Raw genomic sequence first — 20805 nt, forward strand, 5'->3', positions numbered from 1 at the left:
CAGGAGTCACACAGCGCATGCCCGACACCAATCTCGCGTTCTGGATCGACCGCCCCGGACAGGGCGCGCTGCGCCCCGCCCCGCTGCGTGCTCCCGTCGAGGGCGAGGTTCTCGTGCACACCCTGTTCAGCGCAATCAGCCGCGGCACGGAAGGCCTGGTCTTCCGCGGCGAGGTGCCGGCAAGCGAGTATGCGCGCATGCGCGCCCCCTTCCAGGAGGGTGACTTTCCGGGCCCGGTCAAGTATGGCTACATCAGCGTCGGCCGGGTCGACGACGGTGTCGGCCGCGACGCGGAAGCGCTGCGCGGACGCACGGTGTTCTGCCTGCACCCCCACCAGCAGCGCTACGTCGTGCCCGCCCGCGCAGTCGTTCCGCTGCCGCCGGGGGTGCCACCGCAGCGCGCCGTGCTCGCCGCAAACATGGAGACCGCGATCAACGCGTGCTGGGACGGTGCGCCGACGGTCGGCGACCGCATCGCGGTGGTCGGCGCCGGGGTGGTCGGCAGCCTGGTGGCCTGGCTGTGCGCGCGCGTCCCGGGCGTCGAAGTCGAGCTCATCGACAACGATCCGGCCCGCGCCGATCTGGCCGCGGCGCTCGGCCTCGTCCATCGTCTTCCCGGCGCGGCAAGCGGCGATCGCGACCTCGTCTTCCATGCCAGCGGCAACCCCGCGGGGCTGGTGCGTGCGCTCGAGCTCGCCGGCCAGGATGCCACCGTGGTCGAGATGAGCTGGTACGGCAGCACGGCCGTCAGCCTCCCGCTGGGCGCCGCCTTCCATGCCCGTCGACTGCGCCTGCAGTCGAGCCAGGTCGGCCACCTGCCGCCGCAACGCGGCGCGCGCTGGGACTTTCGTCGGCGCATGGAACTCGCGCTCGCCCTGCTCGTCGATCCACGACTCGATGCGCTCATCAGCGGCGAGACCGACTTCAACGCGCTTCCGGCGCTGATGCAGCGGCTCGCCCACGCCCCCGCGGGCGCGCTGTGCGAACGCATCCGCTACGACGCCTCGGCTCCGAGCATCCCCTGACCCACCTTCACCGGAGATCCCCATGTACAGCTTGAACGTCCGCGACCACTTCATGATCGCCCACAGTTTCCGGGGCGAGGTCTTCGGCCCTGCCCAGCGCATGCACGGCGCCACCTATATCGTCGATGCCTGCTTCCAGCGCGGCGAGCTCGATGACGACGGCCTCGTCGTCGACATCGGCCTGGCCAGCGAGACGCTCAAGGCCGTGCTCGCCGAGCTCAACTTCCGCAATCTCGACGAGGTGGCGGAGTTCCGCGGCGTGAACACCACCACCGAGTTCATGGCGCGGGCGATCTTCGATCGCATGGCCACGGCAATCCGCGCGGGTCGTCTGGGCGCGGGCGCGCTCGACCTCGTGCGGCTCAAGATCACGCTGCACGAGTCGCACATCGCATGGGCGAGCTACGAGGGCGTGCTGTGACGCCTGCACGCCAGCCGGGCGCCGCCCGCCACGCGCGCCGAAGCGGTCGCGGCAGGCTCCGCCGGGCGTGGCCGCGCGCGGGCGACGGGCAGGCGGGTGCATGAGCCGGCAGCTGGCCTTCATCGTCCCAGGCGACCCGACTCAGCGCACGGGCGGGTATCTGTACGACGCGCACGTCGTCTCCGAACTGCGCCTGCTGGGCTGGAAGGTGGAGGTCCATGGCCTGCCCGGTCGCTTTCCCAGCGCGGACGCAAGGGCGCGCGACGCGCTGCGGCACACCCTGCAGGCGCTGCCCGCCGGCCACACGGTGGTCGTCGATGGCCTGGCGCTCGGTGGGCTGCCCGAGGTGGCGATCGAGCACGCCCGGCGCTTGCGCCTGATCGCCCTCGTGCACCATCCCCTCGGCGACGAGGCCGGCATTGATCCTGTGCAGCGGCGCTGTCTCCTGGCGAGCGAGCGCGCGGCCCTCGCCGCCGTCCAGCGCGTGATCACGACCAGCGCCTTCACCGCCCGCCGCATCGCTGCCTTCGGCCTGCGCCCGGAGCGGATGCGCGTCGTCGAACCCGGCGTCGCGGCGCTCCCCGAGGCCACGGCCGATGGACACCCACCGCGCCTGCTCTGCGTCGGCAGCCTCGCTCCGCGTAAGGGACAGGACCTGCTGGTGCGCGCGCTGGCCCGCCTCCATGCCCTGCCCTGGCAATGCGAGCTGATCGGCAGCACCACCCGCGCGCCCGCCTATGCGCAGGACGTGGCGAGCCAGATCTCCGCAGCCGGACTCGCGCGACGCATCCACATGCGCGGCGAATGCAGCGACGCAGCCCTCCGCGCGGCCTACGCCGCCGCCGATCTCTTCGTGCTGCCCTCGCTCTACGAGGGCTACGGCATGGTCGTGACCGAGGCGATCGCAGCCGGCCTCCCGGTACTCACCACCACCGGCGGCGCCCTGGCCGAGACCCTGCCTGCCGAAGCCGGCATCGCGGTGCCGCCGGGGAATGTCGAGGCACTCGCCGAGGCGCTCGGCGCGCTCCTCACCGATCACGCGCGGCGCGCTCGCCTGCGCGCCGGCGCCCGCCGCGCGCGCGCCGGCCTGCGCACCTGGCCGCAAGCCGGGGCCGAGTTCGCACGCGCCCTCGCCAACCCATGAATCCAAACGACAGACGCGAGAACGCCATGGATGCCATGCCGACGCTTCATCCCGACGCCTGCTTCGACGCCGACTGGCTGGCACTGCGCGCCCCGGCCGACCGCGCCGCGCGCGCCCCCGCGCTCGAGGCGCGTGCGGCGGCGTGGCTGCGTGCACGCAGGGGGACCGGACCGCTGCGGCTGATCGACCTCGGGACGGGCAGCGGCGCCAACCCCTGCCACCTCGCTCCGCGCCTGCCCGGTCCGCAAAGCTGGACACTGCTCGACCACGACCCCCGCCTGCTCGAGCAGGCAGGCCGACGCTGCGCGACCCTGCGCGACGCCGACGGATGCGCCGTCGCCGTCCACACGCGCTGCCTCGATCTGGGCGAGCCGGGGGCGGACATGCTGGCTGCGTGCGACCTCGTGTGCGCCTCGGCACTCCTCGACCTGATGTCCGCTGAATGGCTTGAAGGACTCGCCCAGGCCTGTGCGCGCGCGAAATGCGCGCTGCTGGTCACCCTCAGCGTGGACGGGAGCTGGCGTTTCCTCGATGGCGCGCGGGAGGCAGGCGAGGCCCCGTGGACGGTCCCCGAGGACCCCGAAGATCGCTTCGTGCGCAACGCCTTCAACGACCACCAGCGCCGCGACAAGGGCCTGGGCGCTGCCCTCGGCCCCGACGCCGCGCCTGCGCTCGCGCGCGCACTCGCGGCACGCAGCTTCGAAGTCCAGTGCGAGCCCAGCCCGTGGCGCCTCGATCTCGCCCGCACGCAGCACGCCGCGCTCGCAGGCGCGCTGATCGACGGCTGGCGCGACGCTGCCGTCGCACAGTGCCCCGAGGCGGCCGACCGCATCCGCGCCTGGCACCGCCGCCGCCGAAGCGCCTGCGAGACCGGCGCCGGGGGTGCCGGTGGCACCCCGCGATCCGGCATGCTCGAGGTCGGCCACGTCGACCTCTTCGCCACCCCATCCGCCACCCCGTCCGCCGCCTGAGCCAGGCGCCCCGAGCCTGACGCGCCATGGATCGCCCGCTGCAGCTGACCAACCGGTTCCGCCTGGCCGCGAGCCTCGCCCTGCTCGCCGTCGTGTTGTGGTGGCTGGAACCCAGCGCCCTCGCCACCGCCTTCGCCGCGCCGCAACCGGCGTGGCTCGCGCTCGCGCTCGCCCTGAGCGTACCCCAGATCCTGCTGTCGGCCTGGCGCTGGCAGCTCACCGCCGCCCGCCTTGGCGCGCCGCTCGGCTTTGCGCGTGCGGTGCGCGAGTACTACCTCGCCACGTTCCTGAACCAGGTGCTGCCGGGCGGGGTGATGGGTGACGCGGCGCGCGCCTGGCGCCATGGACGCGACGCCGGCTCGGGTGCGGCAAGCACGCTCGCAGCCTGGCAGGCCGTGGTGCTCGAACGCGCATCCGGCCAGGCGGCGCTGCTGACCGTCGTGCTCGCCACCCTGCTCCTGTCACCCACGGTACGCGCGCTCCCTGAGCGCCTGTCGTCCACCCCAGCCGGCGGCGTGGCCATGCCGATGCTCGCACTCGCTGCGCTGGCGCTCCTCGCCGGCGTGCTGGGCGCAGGGCGCGTGCGCAACCTGCTGCGCCGGTTCGCACGTGCGGCTGGCCACGCCCTGCTCGCACGCGAGGTCGTCCTGCGCCAGCTGCTCGCCTCGTGGCTGATCATCGCCAGCTACGTCGGCATCTATCTGTGCTGCATGCGCATGATCGGCATCGGTACGCCGGTGGCGGACGCCGCACCCCTGGTGCCCTGGGTGCTGCTGGCGATGGCGATTCCGCTCTCGGTCGCAGGCTGGGGCATACGCGAGGGCGCCGCCGCGCTCGTCTGGCATGCAGCGGGGCTGAATCCGGCGGAAGGGGTGGCGATCTCGGTCAGCTACGGCGTCGTGGTGCTGCTGTCGAGCCTTCCCGGCGCGCTCGCCCTGCGTGCGCCCGCGGGGATGGCACGGACTCACTGAAGGGCGGGGCGCTACTTGCGCGGGAGCCTGGCCTTGAGGCTTTCCGAAGGCAGGGTACCGAAGCTTGCCTTGTAGAGCTCGGCAAAGCGGCCAAGGTGGGTGAAGCCATAGTCGAGCGCGACTGCGGTCACGCTCGCCACCCGCACCGCCGGATCCATCAACGTCGCATAGACGTGCTCGAGCTTCTTGTGGCGGATGAAGTTGCGCGGCGACATGCGCGCATGCTGGCGGAACAGTTGATACAGCGAACGCTGACTCAGGCCCGCGAAATGGGCGAGCTGCTCGACCGTGATGTCCTGCTTGATACGCGACTCGATATGACGCTCGACGCGCTCGAACAGCCGTGTGTGTGCACATTCATGCGAGGCCGGCCGGTTGCGCTGCAGGATGGACAGCAGCTTGTTCGCGACCACATGCGCGTAGTGGGTGAACAGCGCACCCTGGTGGCTCCCCGTGGCGGTCTCGGTCGCCACCAGTCGCAACATGGCCAGCAGGTGGTCGAGTTCGTCACGCGGGCAGGGGTTGCTGTTGAAGCGCACGCATTCGCTGAGCTTGAACCAGCCGGTCTGGGCGCACGATTCGCGCAGGACCGTCGCCGGAAGCAGAACGCTCCAGACCACGCAGTCGGCGGAGTAGGCCAGTTCGGGGGAAATGCCGGCGCTGATGAAGACCTGCCCCGGCTCGAGGGTCACGGTCGCGCGCTCCGTACGGAATTGGCACCCCCCCTGCACGAGCACCAGCACCTCGTACTGCTCGCTCGCCTCCGTCGGCGTGCGCTCGGTCCCCGCCGTTGACAGCAACCGGCAGAAGTCGAGGCGGTGCTCGGTTGCCGGACGCACCGGAAGCCCTGCTGCTGCCGCAGCATTCCCGATGACGCGCGGACGCGCCGAAGCAGGCACATCTCCAAGCACCGGCACAGATCCAGACTTCGACCGAACTTCCTCTGACATACGTTTTCCACCGCAAGACGTGATCCCGGCGCTGGTGAATCCAGCACGACCGTCCCCCCTGTAAGGAGTCAGCCTGGCATCGGGTTCCGCAAGGCCGCCCCATCGGGAACGATCGGGGCGTGAAGCGGCGCGAATTGTGGGTGAGGAAGTCTCTCTTCATCAATTTTTTCTCGAGTTTTTTCTTTATTCTCGAAAATTTTTTACAACAGCTTCCTCCTGGTGGAATGCCTGCACCTCATCGGAATCTCAGGTCGTACAGGCTGTCCCCGCCGCACATGAAAAGCCTGCACTCGGGCCGCAAGGCATCGTCGAGCTTGTCTATCACCGGCAGGTCCAGCCCTGGGCGTCCCGACCCGATCAGCATCGGTGCGACCAGCAGATGGAGCCGGTCGAGCTGTCCTGCTTCGAGGAAGCGCGACACCGTGACCCCACCGCCTTCGATGAGCACGCGCCGGCAGTCCGAGGCGTGGAGCAGCGCGATCACGTCGGCGGGATCGAAGCCGCGCTCATCCACCGCGAGCCCGACACGTCTGCAGGCAACGCGCTCCGCGACCTTTGCCTGCGCGGCGTACGGTGCCGCCAGCGTCTGGCCGACTAAGTGAAGCGTCCTCGCCACGCCATCGGTGAAAAGCTTCGCTGCAGGGTCTGCCCGCCCCCGCGGATCGAGCACCACGCGCACCGGGTTCGGGCCGCTCACGTGGCGCACGGTCAGCTGCGGGTCATCGGCATTGACCGTGCCCACACCGACCACGACCGCATCGACGAGGGCGCGCAGCCGATGCAGGTGAGTGCGCGCCTCGAGGCCGTTGATGTAGTGCGACGCGCCGCTCTCGGTGGCGATCCGGCCGTCCAGGCTCTGGCCGAGCTGTCCGATCGTGAGCGGCCCGGGCGCGGCAACCCAGGGCAGGAACAGATCGAGCATGCGCGCGGTCTCGTCCGCGACGGGCGCATCGCAGTTCCACGCCCCGCCGGCATGGATGTCGATGCGAACCCCCTCGACCATGAAACTTGTGGCGCGTGACGCGGCCCAATCCGTGTCACGCGCTTGCAGGATGCAGCGCCAGCCCCAATCTGGTAGAAGTCTTTCCGACATTCATCATTCCTTCAAATACGGTTTGTCCTTGCGCCCCACCCCTTGCGCATCGAACCAGGACAGGCCCAATCCCCCGACGGAGAAAAACAAATGCGCCAAGCCGAGCGTGCCCTCTTCGACCTGCGACGCGGACTTCCTATCCTGCTGCGCCAACCCGGCCGTGACGCGGTGGTGTCTGCGGTCGAGGGCCTCGATGACGCGGCGCTCGCCGCCATGCAGGCCCTCACCGGCGCCCCGGCGCGGCTCGTCCTCAGCCAGCATCGCATGGCGGCGCTCGGTCAGCACGATGCTCCGGAAGCCGCGGCGCTCGCATTGTCGCCGCTGCCGTCCGCCCGCGCCCTGCGCGACCTCGCCTGGACGCGCAACGCAGTCCTGCCCGCAGGCGCCAACCAGACCCAGGGCGCGGCGATCGAGCGTGCCGCCCTGCGCCTGCTCGGCCGCGCGCAGCTCGTTCCGGCAGCCGTCGTCTGCGACGTCGTCGCCGAGCGCGTCGAGGCCGTGAACGCCGAGATGGCGAGCGGCCGCCTGCTCGCCGTCACCGCGGCCGAAGCGCTGCAGCTGTGCGAAAGCGGCCCGGGTACGCTGACACGAATCAGCGAGGCGCGCGTGCCGCTCGCCGAGGCAGAGAACAGCCGCTTCGTGCTCTTTCGCGAAGCCGACGGCGTGCACGAGCACGTCGCCATCGTGATCGGAGATGCCGCGCAATGGCCGGACGCGGTACCGGTGCGCCTGCACTCGTCCTGCCTCACCGGCGACCTCTTCGGCAGCCTGCGCTGCGACTGCGGCGAGCAGCTGCGCCGCGGCGTGGCCGCGATCAACGCCCTCGGCGGCGGCGTGCTGCTCTACCTGTCGCAGGAGGGGCGCGGCATCGGCCTCGCCAACAAGCTGCGCGCCTACGGGCTGCAGGACGAAGGCCTCGACACGATCGACGCCGACCAGGTCATCGGTTTTTCGAAGGACGAGCGCGACTTCCGCGTCGCCCACGAGATGCTCGACCAGCTCGGCGTGAACCAGGTCCTCCTGCTGACCAACAATCCGAGCAAGGTCGAGGCCCTGCAGCATGCCGGCATCAACGTCGTCGCACGCCAGGCCATCTACGGCGAAGTCACCGAGCAGAATCAGCGCTACCTGAAGACCAAGGCCAGCCGTCACGGCCACTGGCTGCACGAACTGCTCAACGAGCAGGGCGAGCCGGCCTCCGCGACGCCCGAGAGCCTGCCTGCGCCGGCCACCATCGCGCGCGATTGAGTACGGCGAAGGTGCGTGCGCGTCGCTGCGGATCAGTCAGCGCGGTCGAGCGCACCGCCATCGAGGCGGGCAAGATCGAATGCATGCGCCTCCTCGACGAGGCGGGCGAGCTGGCGGGCGAAGTGCTGCACGAGGCGGTCACCCAGAGCCGGCGTGGCGAGGCGCGCATCACCCGTGGCGCCGCAGGGGTTGAGGTCCTGCGCCATCCACGCGAAGCCCGCCTCGCCCTCGGGGCCGAGCAATCGCCCGGCAGCCGCCAGATGCCGGCCGAGCGAGTCGAAGTTGCCGACCCGCCCGCTGCGTACCTTGGCCGGCGCCAGATGCAGCATCATCGCCGTCTCCAGCGCCCCACCATGGAGGCCGTGGCGGAGCTCGTCCGCGGGCAGCGCGTCCGGCGGGGGCGCAAAGCGGAAGTAGTTCGCGCGCACGACCAGCATCCGGCATTCGACACGCAGCTTCAGCGCGGCCAGATCGACCAGCGCCTTGTTGCCGCCATGACTGTTGAAGAGGACGAGGCGACGAAAGCCCGCCGCGGCCACCCGCTCGCCCAGCTCCACCATCACCGCCAGAGCGGTCTCCGGGCGCAGGCTCAGGGTCCCTGCGAAGGCGCTGTGCTCGAGGCTCAAGCCGACCGCGAGCGGCGGCAGCACGCACACCGGCACGCCTGCGCGCACCCGTGGCAGCGCAGCGTCGACGAGGCCGAGCGCGATGTCGAGGTCGGTCGACAGCGGCAGGTGCTCGCCGTGCTGTTCGATCGCGGCCAGCGGCAGCAGCGCCACGCCATCCGCGGCCGCGAGCGCGGCGATCTCCTGCGGGGTGCGGTCCTGCCACCATGGGCTTGCTGCGCCGTGCGCTGCGGTGTCGGTCATCGGGGTCGTTCCAGCGGGCTCGTCGATGAAGGGCATGCTAGCTGTCCCGGCGCACACGGGCCAGCCCTCGCCGATGCGCAGGCGCGCGCTGCGGGCACCCTTGCGCTCCCGGCGACAGCGGCCGGCACGCCGCTGCACTGCGCGCACGCCCCCCGCTCGCCGACATGAGCCTGCGCCGCGCCGCACTCCACGCCCTCGTCGCGATCGGGCTGCTGAACCTCCTGCTGAGTTTCGGCAATGCCTGGCCCACGCTGTGGCCGCGACCGGAAGCGCGGCTGTCGCTGGAACTGGCCATCGTCATCGCTGCGCTCGCCCTGGGCGGCCGCCGCGGACCGCTGCGCAGCGGCGTCCTGAGCCTCGCCGCGGGCCTGATCGCGGCGAGCATCCTGCTTCACTATACGAACGTCACGGTACCCGCGGTCTTCGGACGCAGGCTCGATCTGTACTGGGACGGGCAGCACGCATGGGAGGTGCTGAAGATGGGCGCGGCCAGCCCCTCGGCGAGCAAGCTCGTGGGGGTCGGCGTCGTTCTCGCGCTCGCCATTGCCGCCCTCTACGGCCTCGTCCGCCGCTGCCTGGCCGTGCTCGCAGGCAGCTTGCAGCATCCGCGCGTTCGGTCATCGGTGCTGGCGGCAGCGCTCGTGGTCTCGGGGGTCGGGCTACTGGCCGGGCAACTCGGACCCGCAGCGCAACGCGCCTACGCGCCCACCGTCGCAGGCCTCCTTGCGGAGCAGGCGGGCCTGCTTGATCGCGCCCTGATCGCGGCCGACGACGAGCGGCTGCTCGGCGCGAGCCCGGCCTTCGATGCAGACCTCGACACGCTCGAGGGAGCCGACGTGATCATCGTGTTTGCCGAGGCCTATGGAGCGATCACGCTCGATCACCCCGCATTCGCCGCCGCCCTCGTCGAGCCGCGGCGCACGCTGCGCGAGGCGATCGAGGGCAGCGGCCGCCAGGTCGTGTCGGCCCGCCTCGTTTCGCCCACCTTCGGCGGGGGGTCCTGGCTGGCGCATGCGGAGTTGCTGTCCGGGCTCGACATGCGCAACCAGAGCGATTACCGGCTGCTGCTGACCACCCGAAGGCCTACCCTGGCAAGCCATTTCGCCGCTCACGGCTATCGCACCGTGGGCTGGATGCCCGGCATCCAGCGTCCCTGGCCCGAGGGGCGGTTCTACGGCTTCGACCGCATCGGAACCGCCGACACCGTGGGCTACGGGGGGCCGGTGTTCGGTTACTGGCGCATACCCGATCAGGCCGCGATGGCCTTGCTGCAGGACCAGGAGCTCGGCCAACGGCGCGAGGACCCGCACCGACCGCGCCTGGTCGTCTTCCCGACCATCAGCACCCATGCGCCCTTCCGCCCGCTTGCGCCGTATGTGGAGGATTGGGCCGAGTTGCACGCCGGCCAGCCCTACGCGGGCGCCGAGGCCGTCGCCGCCCGCGCCGCCCCGGTGTCCTGGGAGCAGCCGATCCCCGCCTATCTCGCCGCCATGCGCTATCAGTTCGACTGGCTGGCGGGCTGGCTGAAGGGACATGCGCCGCCCGACGCGGTGCTGATCGTCATCGGCGACCACCAGCCGATCGGCACCGTGACGGGCCCGGGGGCCGACTGGGACGTGCCGGTGCACGTGATCACCCGCAACGAGACCCTGCTCGCTCGCCTCGTCGCGCGCGGCTTCGTGCACGGCCTGGTGCCACAGCGCCCCGCGCTCGGTCCGATGCGCGCGATGACACCGCTGCTGATCGAAGCCTTCGGACGCGATTGAAGCCGGCTGCGTCGGCCCTTCATGGATCCGGCGCGCAAGCCGAAGCGCCGGTCGGGTCAGCAACGCAGCGCGGCCGTTTAGAATACGCACGCGACGCCGGCTCGGCACACCGTCGCAGGCCCAATGATCTTCCCTCAGGAGCGCGACTCGATGACGTCCGAACGGCTGTCGGATGCTTGCAGCGAAGCAACGCGATCGCCTCGCGCGCGGCGCTCCGGGCGACCCGGCGCCCTTCCTGACCTGGCAATCGTCATCGCGGCTCTCGCCGCAGTCGTCGCCATCTGGCTCATCACCCTGCAACGCATCGCGCTCGAGCGTGAGCAGGCCGTCGAAGCGGCGATGAAGTCGAACTCGAACCTCGCGATCGCGTTCGAGCAGCAGGTGTCCCGTACCCTCAAGGCCGCCGAGCAGGTTGCCGCCTTCGTGTGCGACCAGTACGTGCGCGAGGGCGCGGGGATCGACCTGCACAAGCTCGTCGATCAACGAGTGATCCGCGACGCCGCGTTCACGATCGTCAGCGTGGTCGACCAGGACGGAGACATCGTCGCCAGCACGACGCGTTCGGCGGCGGGCACGGTCAACTATGCCGACCGCCCGTTCTTCACCACCCAGCGCGACGGCACCCACGACAGCCTGTTCGTCAACCCGCCCGTGCTCGGCCGCGTTTCGGGACAGTGGCAGATCCCGATGTCGCTGCGGATCTCGCAAGCGGACGGCAGCTTCGGCGGCGTGGTGGTCATGTCCGTCGCCCCCGCCAACCTCACCGATTTCTACAGCCACGCCGACCTCGGCCCGCAAGGCCTGCTGGAGCTGACCGGGCTGGACGGCGTGGTGCGCGGGCGCAAGACCGGCAACGACAGCAGCTTCGGACTCGATGCCGCACGCCTGCCGTGGTTCGTCCGCCGCGCCGAAGAAGCGGCCGGCGCATTCGTCGACGACGGAGCCGCCCTCGACGGGGTGGCGCGCATCGTCAGCTATCGCGGCATGGCCGACTACCCCCTGATGGTCACCGTCGGCACGTCCTACGCAGCCGATCTCGCCGACGTCGAGCAAAGGCGAGCGCACTACCGCTTGATGGCATGGAGTGCCAGCGCGGCACTGCTGGTCTTTGCCACGCTTCTTATCGTCGTCCTCGCCCGCCAACGTGCGGCCGCACGCGCCCTTCATGCCAGCGAGGCGGTCTACCGCGCAACCTTCAACCAGGCTGCCATGGGCATCGCCCACATCGCGCCCGACGGCCGCATCCTCGGCGCCAACGACAAGTTCTGCGACATGCTCGGCTACACGCTCGAGGCCTTGCGCGCTCGCTCGATATTCGAGCTCAGCGACCCGCTACACCAGGACGACGCGCGCCACTTCCTGGCCCAGCGGCTATCCGGAGCCCAGCCGGCTGGCTCGCCCGAGATCGAGAAGACCTATCGCCGCGCGGACGGCACGACACTTTGGGTGTGCGAGGCGCTTGGCGTCATTGCCGACGCCCACGGCGAACCGGACTTCCTCGTCGCCGTCGCGCAAGACATCACGGCACGCAAGGACCTCGAAGCGCGCCTTCAGCATGCCGCGCTGCACGACCCGCTCACCGCGCTACCCAACCGCGTCGTATTCATGGACCGCCTGTCGCGGGTGCTCCTGAGCGCACGCCGCCACGGCGGCCGGGCCGCAGTGCTCTACATCGACCTCGATGGCTTCAAGGCCGTCAACGACAGCCACGGCCATGCCGCCGGGGATCGGCTGCTGGTACAGGTGGCACAACGCCTCACCGCCTGCGTACGGGCAGAGGACACGGTGTCGCGCTTCGGGGGCGACGAATTCGGCGCGGTACTGGCCAACCTGACGCACACGGAAGACTGCGAGGCGGTCGGCCGCAAGATCATCGACGCCCTTGCAGTGCCGTTCGACATCGACGGTGTGACGGTGCGCATCTCGGCCAGCGTGGGTGCTGCGGTCTTTCCTGACGACGGCGACGAGTCGGCGACGCTGCTCGCGCACGCCGACACCGCCATGTACGCAGCCAAGGACGCCGGCAAGAACCGCTTCTCCCGGCGCGCTCCGGCCGCCTGACCCCGACCGCCCAGACGCGTCAGGCCCTCGACGGCCTCACCTTGCTTGCCGCCAGCTTCGCGCGCGCGCGCGCCTCGGCGACATCGGCGCCATTGGCGACCGCCACGCCCATGCGGCGCTTGACGAAGGACTCCGGCTTGCCGAACAGGCGCAGGTCGCTGCGCGGCACCGCCAGCGCCTCGGCCACGCCCTCGAAGCGCAAGGCCTGGGCATCGACCCCGCCGTAGATCACCGCGGACGCCCCCGGCTCACGCAGCGCGGTATCCACCGGCAGCCCCAGGATCGCGCGCGCGTGCAGCTCGAACTCGGAGAAGCGCTGCGAGCACAGCGTGACCAGCCCGGTGTCGTGCGGACGCGGGCTGACCTCGGAGAACCACACCTCGTCGCCCCTCACGAACAGCTCGACGCCGAACACCCCGCGCCCGCCCAGGTCACCGGTGACCGCCGCGGCGATCTCCTTCGCCCGCGCCAGCGCCGCGGGGCGCATCGCCTGCGGCTGCCAGCTCTCGACGTAGTCGCCCGCCACCTGCAGATGCCCGATCGGCTCGCAGAAGTAGGTCTGCACCTCGCCGTGCGCATCGCGTGCACGGACCGTGAGCAGGGTGATCTCGTACTCGAAGTCGACGAAGCCCTCGACGATGACCCTGCTCTGGCTCACCCGACCGCCCTGCATCGCGTAATCCCACGCCCTGCGCACGTCGTCCGGCCCGCGCAGCGTGGACTGCCCCTTGCCCGAGGACGACATCACCGGCTTGACGATGCACGGATAGCCGATGCCACCGTCGATCGCCGCCTGCAGGGCCTCGAGGGAGTCGGCGAAGCGGTAGGGCGAGGTGGGCAGGCCGAGCGTCTCCGCCGCCAGCCGGCGGATGCCCTCGCGGTTCATGGTGAGCTGGGTGGCGCGCGCGGTCGGGATGACCTCGGCCAGGCCGGCTGCCTCGATCTCGGCCAGCATGGCGGTGGCGATCGCCTCGATCTCGGGCACGATCAGGTGCGGGCGCTCCTGCTCGACCAGCGCGCGCAGCGCGGCACCGTCGGTCATCTGGATCACGTGGGCACGATGCGCCACCTGATGCCCCGGCGCGTCGGGATAGCGGTCGACCGCGATCACCTCCACGCCCAGGCGCTGCAGCGCGATGATGACTTCCTTGCCGAGCTCGCCGGCGCCGAGCAGCATCACGCGCAGCGCAGCGTCCGACAGCGGGGTTCCGAGATTCATCGAGGGTCTCCTTCAAGCGTTGCCGGGAATTCGATCAGCCCGGCTGTTCGGGTGGATCGAAACGGTAAAGCAGTGTATTGCAGCGCGCGCAGGAGATGATGCGGCGCGCGTCCTTGCCATGGCTGAGGCCTTCGTCCTTGAACTCGGTGCAGTCGCAGGCCGAGCACCGCGCCTCGGCCTGCTTGTTCGCGTCGAGGTAGCCCGCGAGGTCGGGCAGCGCGCGCTTCTTCTGCTCCAGGCGATGGAACTTGCGCAGGATCAGCCAGAAGGTGAAGAAGACCGCCATGATGAAGAGGATCGGTAAGGGAACGGAAGACATCGGCTCGTGCGCCTCATGAAAAGACAAGAAGTTTCAGGACCATACGGGCCTCGGGCGGTCGCGTCCCTGTTCCGGGTCAAATCCGGGGATCGATCGTCTGCTGAGGGTGGGCAGCGTCGGCCGCAGCGTCCCTGGTTACCGATGGGGACGCTTTGGCCCCCTCGTCCTCGAGCTGCACCGACTCGATCTTCTCGAAATGCGCGCTGATCTTGCGACTGCTGGTCTGCACGTCCTGCACGTCGCGGTTGGCCTGGTCGATATGGCGCGCGAGCGCAGCCATGCGCTCGTCGAAGCGGCGGAAGTCCTTGGCCAGCTTGGCGAGCGCATCCTGGATGACATGGATCTGCTTGCGCGTCTCGACATCCTTCAGCACCGCGCGGGCGGTGTTGAGCACCGCCATCAGCGTGGTCGGCGACACGATCCACACGCGTCTGGTCTGCGCGTAGGCGACCACCTCGGGATGGTAGGCGTGAAGCTCGGCGAACACCGCCTCGGCGGGCAGGAACATCACCGCGCCGTCCGAGGTGGTGCCGGGCAGGATGTACTTCGAGGCGATCGCGTCGACGTGGCGCTTCACGTCGGCGCGGAAAGCCTGCTGCGCGGCGCGGCGGTCGAGCTCGGCCGCCTCGGTGTCGAACATGCGGTGGTAGTTCTCGAGCGGGAACTTGGCATCCACCGCCACCAGGCCGGTGGGCGCCGGCAGGGTCAGCAGGCAGTCGACGCGGGTGTTGTTGGGCAGCACGGCCTGGAAGGCGTAGGCGTCGGGCGGCAGCACGTTCTGCACCAGGGCCTCGAGCTGGACCTCGCCGAAGGCGCCGCGCGCGCGCTTGTCGCCGAGCAGCTCCTGCAGGCTCACCACGTTGGTGGTGAGCCCGTCGATCTTCTTCTGCGCCTCGTCGATGGTGGCCAGCCGCGCCATCACGCTGGCGAAGGTCTCGTTGGTCTTGCGGAAGCCTTCGTCCAGGCGCTGGTTGACCTGGCCCGACAGCGTGTCGAGGCGGCCATCGACGCTCTGCGTCAGCACCTTCATGCCGCGCGACAGCTGCAGCGAGGCGGCGGTGAGGCCGCGCTGCAGCAACTCGCGGTCGGCGCGGGCGTGTTCGCCGATGCGGTCGGTCTGGCGGGCGAGGCCTTCGTGCAGGTCACGCAACAGATCGCGGTGCTGGACGTTGAGCTGCTGCTCCATCAACGCCGCCAGCTCATCCCCAAGCTGGGTGCGCAGACTGCGCTCGGCCGCGTGGCTGCGCACCAGCAGCCAGGCGAGCAGCACCAGCGCCGCGGCGAGCAGGCCGGCGAGCAGCAGCTCGGCCTGGGTCAGTTGCAGCGTCTGCACCCGTCAGCCCAGCGCACGCAGGCTCGCCAGCGGCGGCCGTTTCAACAGCGCGCGGGTGCCGAGCCAGCCTCCCGCCACCACGCCCGCCGCGCCCAGCGCGACCGCCACCACGACCGGCAGCAGCGCCGGCACATAGGCCATGCGGAAGACCTGCTCGGCCAGCACCCAGCCGAGCGCGCTCGCACCGGCGCCGGACAGCACACCCGCCACGCCGCCCAGCACGAGGAACTCGGCGAACAGTGCCTGGCGCACCTGGCGGTTGCGCGCGCCGAGCGTGCGCAGCATGGCAAGCTCGTAGTCGCGTTCGTCGTGCGTCGACTGCAGCGCGGCATAGAGCACGACCAGCCCCGCGAGCACGGCGAAGCCGAACACGAACTGCACGATCACGATCAGCTTGTCGGTCATTGCCTGCACCTGAGCGATGACGGCAGCCGTGTCGATCACGGTCAGGTTCGGGAACTGCGCCACCAGTCGCGTCGTGAAGTCATGCTTGCCCGCGGGAAGATGGAAGCTGGTGATCAGGCTGGCGGGATGGCGCTCGAGCAGGCCCTCGGAGGCGATGAAGAAGAAGTTCACCCGCATCGAGTCCCAGTCGAGCTTGCGCACGCTGGTGATCGGTGCCTCGACACGCTGTCCGGCGATCTCGAAGGTGACGCGGTCCCCGACCTCGAGACCGAAGGTCTGCGCGAGCCCGGCCTCCACCGAGAACTGCGGCGCGCCCCCCTCGCCGTGCCAACGCCCGGCCTGCACCACGTTGCCCGCAGGCAGCGACGCGCCGTAGGAGAGGTTGAACTCGCGCTCGGCGAGCCGCCGCGTCCGCTGGTCCTCGTACGCAGCCGGATCGACCGGCGTGTCGTTGATCTCGACCATGCGGCCGCGGATCATCGGCTGGATCGCCGGCACCGCCAGCCCCTCGGCGGCGAAGGCGGCAGCGATGCCCGCGCGCTGATCGGGCTGGATGTTGATGACGAAGCGGTTGGGCGCATCGGGCGGCGCCATCCTGCGCCAGTTGTCGAGGAGGTCGGCGCGCACCAGGGTCAGCAGCAGCAACGCGGTCATGCCCAGGCCGAGCGCGGCGGCCTGGATCACGCTGCTGCCCATGCGCCGGCCCAGCGCGGCGATGCCGTAGCGCCAGCCGCCGCCGCGCAGGCTGCCCTGGCCCTTGAGGCGGCCCGCGAGCTGGAGCACCCCCCAGGCCGCGAGCGCAAACACGCCGAGCGCCACCGCAAAACCCGCCGCCACCATGGCGCCCAGGCGCGCATCCGCGGCGATCCAGAAGATCAGGCCAAGCAGCGCGGCCAGTCCGAGCGCCCACGCCGCCCCCGACACCGGCTCGGCAAAGTCGAACTCGCGCCGCAACACCCGCAGCGTGCTCACCTTGCCAAGGCGCAGCAACTGCGGCAGGACGAAGCCGACCAGCAGCGCCATCCCCACCACCAGCCCGTGCGCCAGCGGCAACAGCGACGGTGCCGGCAGCTCGGTGGCGAGGATCTCGCGCAGTCCGCCGGCCAATCCCCACTGCACGCTCCAGCCGAGCGCGGTGCCGGTGACCGCCGCCGCCAGGCCGAAGATCAGGAATTCGCCGACCACGATCCCGAGCACCTGCGCCTGGCGCGCACCGAGCACCCGCATCACCGCGCAGCCATCCAGATGGCGCGCCATGAAGCGGCGCGCGGACAGCCCCACCGCCACCGCGGCGAGGATCACCGCCAGCAGCGCCGCCAGGCGCAGGAAGCGCTGGGCCTGGTCGAGCGCGGCACGCACCTCGGGACGGGCGTTCTCCACCGTCTCCACGCGCTGGCCGCGGCCGAGCTCCGAACGCGCCCAGCGCTCATAGGACTCGACCGCCTGTGGCGTGCCGGCGACATGCAGCCGCCAGGTTGCACGGCTGCCCTCCGCGATCAGGCCACTGGCATCGAGGTCCTTCAGATTGAAGATCGCCCGCGGCAGCAGGCTGAAGAAGTTGGCGCCGCGGTCGGACTCGAAGCTGACCATGCCACCGACGCGGAACGCGAGCTCGCCCAGGCCGACGGTGTCGCCGGTCCTGACGCCGAGTTCGGCGAAGAGGCGTTCGTCCAGCCAGACCTCGCCCGCTTCAGGCGCCCGAACGGCCGGCGCGTCGGGCTGGTTGGGCCCGGGCGCGATCCGGATCGCGCCCCGCAGCGGATAGCCGTCCTCCACCACCTTGACCCCGGCGAGCGCGGACGTCTCGGCCGTGCTCGCCATGCTGGTGAAGAGCACGGTCTGCGCCGTCTGCAGGCCTCGGCCGCGCGCCTCCTCGGTGAAGCTGGCGGGCCAGGGCCGATCGGCGCGCAGCAGCAGGTCGCCGCCGAGCAGCTGGTTGGCCTCACGGTCGAGCGCACGGCCGACGCGGTCAGCGAGAAAGCCCACGCTGGTCAGGCTCGCCACCGCGATCACGATCGCCAGCCCGAGCAGGTGCAGTTCGCCCGCGCGCAGGTCGCGCAGCATCATGCGCAGGGCGAGGCGGAGGTTCCGCATCATCGGCCCGGCCTCAGGCGCGCTCGCCGAGCAGGCGGCGCACCAGCGCGCACCAGTAGGCCACGCCCGCCGGCATCACCTCGTCGTTGAAGTCGTAGTTGGGGTTGTGCAGCATGCAGCCGCCCTCGCCCGGGCCGTTGCCGATCCAGACGTAGGCGCCCGGCTTGTGCTCGAGGAAATAGGCGAAGTCCTCCGCGCCCATGCTCGGGCGCCGGTCGGTGAACACGCGCTCCGGCCCCGCCACCTCGCGCGCAGCCTCGGCGCACAGCGCAGCCTCGGCGGAGGTGTTCACCGTCGGCGGGTAGCCGCGGCGGAACGCGAAATCGACCTGCACGCCATGGCTCTGCGCGATGCCCTCGGCGACCTGGCGCAGGCCGCGCTCGAGGCGGTCGCGGACCTCGGCGGAGAAGGTGCGCACCGTGCCGCACAACTCGGCGCGGTCGGGGATCACGTTGTAGGCCTCGCCGGCGTGGAACTGGGTCACCGAGACGACACCGGCGTCGATCGGGTCGAGCACACGGCTCACCAGGGTCTGCGCCGCCTGCACGAAGGCTGCGCCCGCCACCACCGGATCCACGCCGAGGTGCGGCATCGCCGCGTGCGCACCGACACCGGTGAAGCGGATGTCGAAGCGGTCGGCGCTCGCCATCACCGGCCCGCTGTGGATGGCGAAGGTCCCCGCCTCCATGCCCGGCCAGTTGTGCATGCCGAACACCGCCTCCATCGGGAAGCGCTCGAACAGGCCGTCGGCGATCATCGCCGGCGCACCGCCTTCGCCCTCCTCGGCGGGCTGGAAGATCAGGTACACGGTGCCATCGAAGTCCTTGCGTGCGACGAGCGCCTCGGCCGCGCCGAGCAGCATCGTGGTGTGGCCATCGTGGCCGCAGGCGTGCATGCAGCCCGGGATGGTGGACCTGTGCGCAAATTCGTTGCGCTCGGTGATCGGCAGCGCATCCATGTCCGCGCGCAGGCCGATGGCGCGCAGGCCGCGGCGGCCGCGCACCACGCCGACCACGCCGGTGCCGCCGATGCCGCGATGGGTCTCGATGCCGAGCGCTTCCAGATGGCGGGCGACCAGCTCGGCGGTGCGGTGCTCCGCGAAGGCGAGCTCCGGGTGGGCGTGGATGTCGCGGCGAATCGCGGTCAGCTTGTTCTGCAGGGGGCGGACGCTTTCGATGAGGCTCATGGCTGCACCGTGTTGTTGTGGTTTGTTGCGGGTGTTCGAGTTTAGTACAGGCGGGCGGGCCGGCGGCTCATGCCTTGCGCACTTCTCGGGACTCGCCCGATCTGAAGCCGGGGCACGGACGAAGTTCCCGCCCTTGCAGCCAACGCCCCCGGACCGGCGTGGCCGAGTCACACGAGGCCAGCCGCGCCCACTTCGATCGACAAGTTTTCTGCTGACGAGCCCGGGTCAGGCCCGATAATTGCGCATGACCGAAATTATCGACCCCTCCTCCGCCTCCACCGCGAGCCCCCAGACCGAGTCCCCGGGGCACGCCGCGGCAACGCCTCCCGGCCTGCCCTTCGACGGTCTGCCGCTCTCCCCGGCCATGCTGGACACCCTGTGCCAGCTCGACTACCGGACCATGACCCCGATCCAGGCCGCCAGTCTGCCGCTGGCGCTCGCCGGGCACGACCTCATCGCCCAGGCCAAGACCGGCAGCGGCAAGACCGCGGCCTTCGCGCTGCCGCTGCTGGCCCGGCTCGACGTGCGCACGCTCGCCGTGCAGGCCTTGGTGCTGTGCCCGACGCGCGAGCTGGCCGACCAGGTCACGCAGGAGATCCGCCGCCTGGCGCGCTTCGAGGCCAACATCAAGGTGCTGGCGCTATGCGGCGGCACGCCCATGCGGCCGCAGCGCGACAGCCTTGAGCACGGCGCCCATGTCGTCGTCGGCACGCCCGGGCGCATCATGGACCACCTCGAGCGCGGCAGCCTCGTGCTCGATGCCCTGAACACCCTGGTGCTGGACGAGGCCGACCGCATGCTGGACATGGGCTTCCACGACGATATCGCCTTCGTCGCCAGCCGCTGTCCTTCCGCACGCCAGACCCTGCTGTTCTCCGCCACCTACCCCGAAGGCATCGCTTCGCTGGCCGCACGCTTCCTGCGCCGGCCGCAGGAGGTGAAGCTGCTCGAGCAGCACGCCGGCAGCAAGATCCGCCAGCGCTTCTACGAGATCGAGCACCCGGCGCGGCTGCAGGCGGTTGCCCGTCTGCTTCGCCACTACCGCCCGGCAAGCACACTGGCCTTCTGCAACACCCGCCAGCAGTGCCGCGACCTGGTCGAGCTGCTGCGCGCGCAGGGCTTCGCCGCCCTCGCCCTCAACGGCGAGATGGAGCAGCGCGAGCGCGACCAGGTACTGATCCAGTTCGCCAACCGCAGCTGCTCGGTACTCGTCGCCACCGATGTCGCCGCACGCGGGCTGGACATCGCCCAGCTCGAGGCGGTGATCAACGTCGACGTCACCCCCGACCCGGAGATCCACATCCACCGCATCGGCCGCACCGGCCGCGGCGAGGAAGACGGCTGGGCGCTGAGCCTGTGCAGCAGCGCGGACAGGCGCCGGGTCGCGGCCATCGCCCAGGTGCTGGGCTTCGAGCCCGAGTGGCACGCGATCGACGAGCTGGTCGAGGACGACTCCCGGCCGGCGCAGCCGCCGATGACGACGCTGCTGATCCTGGGCGGACGCAAGGACAAGATCCGCCCGGCCGACGTACTGGGCGCGCTCACCGGCGAAGCCGGCTTCACCCGCGAGCAGGTCGGCAAGATCACCGTCACCGACCAGACCACCTATGTCGCGGTCGAGCGCGCGATCGCGCGCGAGGCGGTGCGTCGCCTGTCGGCCGGCAGGCTCAAGGGCAGAAAGGTGAAGGTGCGCGCGCTGGAAGCGTGAGGCGCGCACAGGAGGCGGTTTA

At 70.7% G+C, this 20805-nt stretch carries 17 protein-coding genes; 9 read left to right on the forward strand and 8 right to left on the reverse strand.

Translation table 11 applies throughout. The features are described from left to right. Window positions 1–17 precede the first annotated feature (17 nt). The 5 genes from AAG895_RS11425 to AAG895_RS11445 all read left to right on the forward strand — a co-directional run bounded on the left by AAG895_RS11425 (window position 18) and on the right by AAG895_RS11445 (window position 4532). On the forward strand, window positions 18–1025 hold the full coding sequence (locus tag AAG895_RS11425; protein WP_345792132.1) for a zinc-binding alcohol dehydrogenase: 1008 nt from the start codon (window positions 18–20) through the stop codon (window positions 1023–1025). Between the two features lie 22 nt (window positions 1026–1047). Continuing rightward, window positions 1048–1446, forward strand: a complete 399-nt coding sequence (locus AAG895_RS11430; RefSeq protein WP_345792133.1) for a 6-carboxytetrahydropterin synthase — start codon at window positions 1048–1050, stop codon at window positions 1444–1446. Window positions 1447–1546: 100 nt separating this feature from the next. After that, entirely contained in the window at window positions 1547–2590 is a 1044-nt protein-coding gene (locus tag AAG895_RS11435) for a glycosyltransferase family 4 protein (protein ID WP_345792134.1), read from the forward strand. Between the two features lie 26 nt (window positions 2591–2616). Beyond that, entirely contained in the window at window positions 2617–3561 is a 945-nt protein-coding gene (locus AAG895_RS11440) for a class I SAM-dependent methyltransferase (protein ID WP_345792135.1), read from the forward strand. 26 nt (window positions 3562–3587) lie between these two features. Next, window positions 3588–4532 (forward strand): lysylphosphatidylglycerol synthase transmembrane domain-containing protein, encoded by a 945-nt coding sequence (locus tag AAG895_RS11445; protein WP_345792136.1) that lies wholly within the window; start codon window positions 3588–3590, stop codon window positions 4530–4532. Window positions 4533–4543: 11 nt separating this feature from the next. On the opposite strand, the gene AAG895_RS11450 is transcribed toward AAG895_RS11445, so the two are convergent. Both AAG895_RS11450 and AAG895_RS11455 read right to left on the reverse strand, forming a co-directional pair. Then, a complete protein-coding gene (locus AAG895_RS11450) occupies window positions 4544–5371 on the reverse strand; it encodes a helix-turn-helix transcriptional regulator (protein WP_345792137.1) in 828 nt (275 codons plus the stop codon). Between the two features lie 346 nt (window positions 5372–5717). Beyond that, window positions 5718–6404 carry a RibD family protein gene (locus AAG895_RS11455; protein WP_345792138.1) on the reverse strand — a complete coding sequence of 229 codons (687 nt, stop codon included), beginning with the start codon at window positions 6402–6404 and terminating at the stop codon, window positions 5718–5720. A 261-nt stretch (window positions 6405–6665) separates the two neighbouring features. On the opposite strand from AAG895_RS11455, the gene ribA reads away from it, so the two are divergent. Beyond that, window positions 6666–7823 (forward strand): GTP cyclohydrolase II, encoded by a 1158-nt coding sequence (gene ribA / locus AAG895_RS11460; RefSeq protein WP_345792139.1) that lies wholly within the window; start codon window positions 6666–6668, stop codon window positions 7821–7823. 32 nt (window positions 7824–7855) lie between these two features. Here ribA and AAG895_RS11465 read toward each other — a convergent pair whose 3' ends face one another. Next, window positions 7856–8728 carry a creatininase family protein gene (locus AAG895_RS11465; RefSeq protein WP_345792140.1) on the reverse strand — a complete coding sequence of 291 codons (873 nt, stop codon included), beginning with the start codon at window positions 8726–8728 and terminating at the stop codon, window positions 7856–7858. Between the two features lie 128 nt (window positions 8729–8856). On the opposite strand from AAG895_RS11465, the gene AAG895_RS11470 reads away from it, so the two are divergent. Both AAG895_RS11470 and AAG895_RS11475 read left to right on the forward strand, forming a co-directional pair. Continuing rightward, on the forward strand, window positions 8857–10458 hold the full coding sequence (locus tag AAG895_RS11470; protein WP_345792141.1) for a sulfatase-like hydrolase/transferase: 1602 nt from the start codon (window positions 8857–8859) through the stop codon (window positions 10456–10458). 150 nt (window positions 10459–10608) lie between these two features. Then, window positions 10609–12519, forward strand: a complete 1911-nt coding sequence (locus tag AAG895_RS11475) for a diguanylate cyclase (protein WP_345792142.1) — start codon at window positions 10609–10611, stop codon at window positions 12517–12519. A gap of 19 nt (window positions 12520–12538) precedes the next feature. On the opposite strand, the gene purT is transcribed toward AAG895_RS11475, so the two are convergent. From purT to AAG895_RS11500, 5 genes are all read right to left on the reverse strand, one after another. Next, complete coding sequence (gene purT / locus AAG895_RS11480) at window positions 12539–13738, reverse strand: formate-dependent phosphoribosylglycinamide formyltransferase (RefSeq protein WP_345792143.1); 1200 nt, start codon at window positions 13736–13738, stop codon at window positions 12539–12541. A 34-nt stretch (window positions 13739–13772) separates the two neighbouring features. Continuing rightward, a complete protein-coding gene (locus AAG895_RS11485) occupies window positions 13773–14057 on the reverse strand; it encodes a hypothetical protein (protein WP_345792144.1) in 285 nt (94 codons plus the stop codon). Window positions 14058–14133: 76 nt separating this feature from the next. Then, complete coding sequence (locus tag AAG895_RS11490; RefSeq protein WP_345792145.1) at window positions 14134–15390, reverse strand: DNA recombination protein RmuC; 1257 nt, start codon at window positions 15388–15390, stop codon at window positions 14134–14136. Between the two features lie 3 nt (window positions 15391–15393). Then, complete coding sequence (locus AAG895_RS11495; RefSeq protein WP_345792146.1) at window positions 15394–17892, reverse strand: FtsX-like permease family protein; 2499 nt, start codon at window positions 17890–17892, stop codon at window positions 15394–15396. Window positions 17893–17902: 10 nt separating this feature from the next. Further along, window positions 17903–19075, reverse strand: a complete 1173-nt coding sequence (locus AAG895_RS11500) for a M20 aminoacylase family protein (RefSeq protein WP_345792147.1) — start codon at window positions 19073–19075, stop codon at window positions 17903–17905. 244 nt (window positions 19076–19319) lie between these two features. Here AAG895_RS11500 and dbpA point away from each other — a divergent pair, with 244 nt between their 5' ends. Beyond that, a complete protein-coding gene (dbpA, locus tag AAG895_RS11505; protein WP_345792148.1) occupies window positions 19320–20783 on the forward strand; it encodes an ATP-dependent RNA helicase DbpA in 1464 nt (487 codons plus the stop codon). Window positions 20784–20805 lie beyond the last annotated feature (22 nt).

Origin of the sequence: Thauera sp. JM12B12 (assembly GCF_039614725.1) — a bacterium.
Lineage (GTDB): Bacteria > Pseudomonadota > Gammaproteobacteria > Burkholderiales > Rhodocyclaceae > Thauera.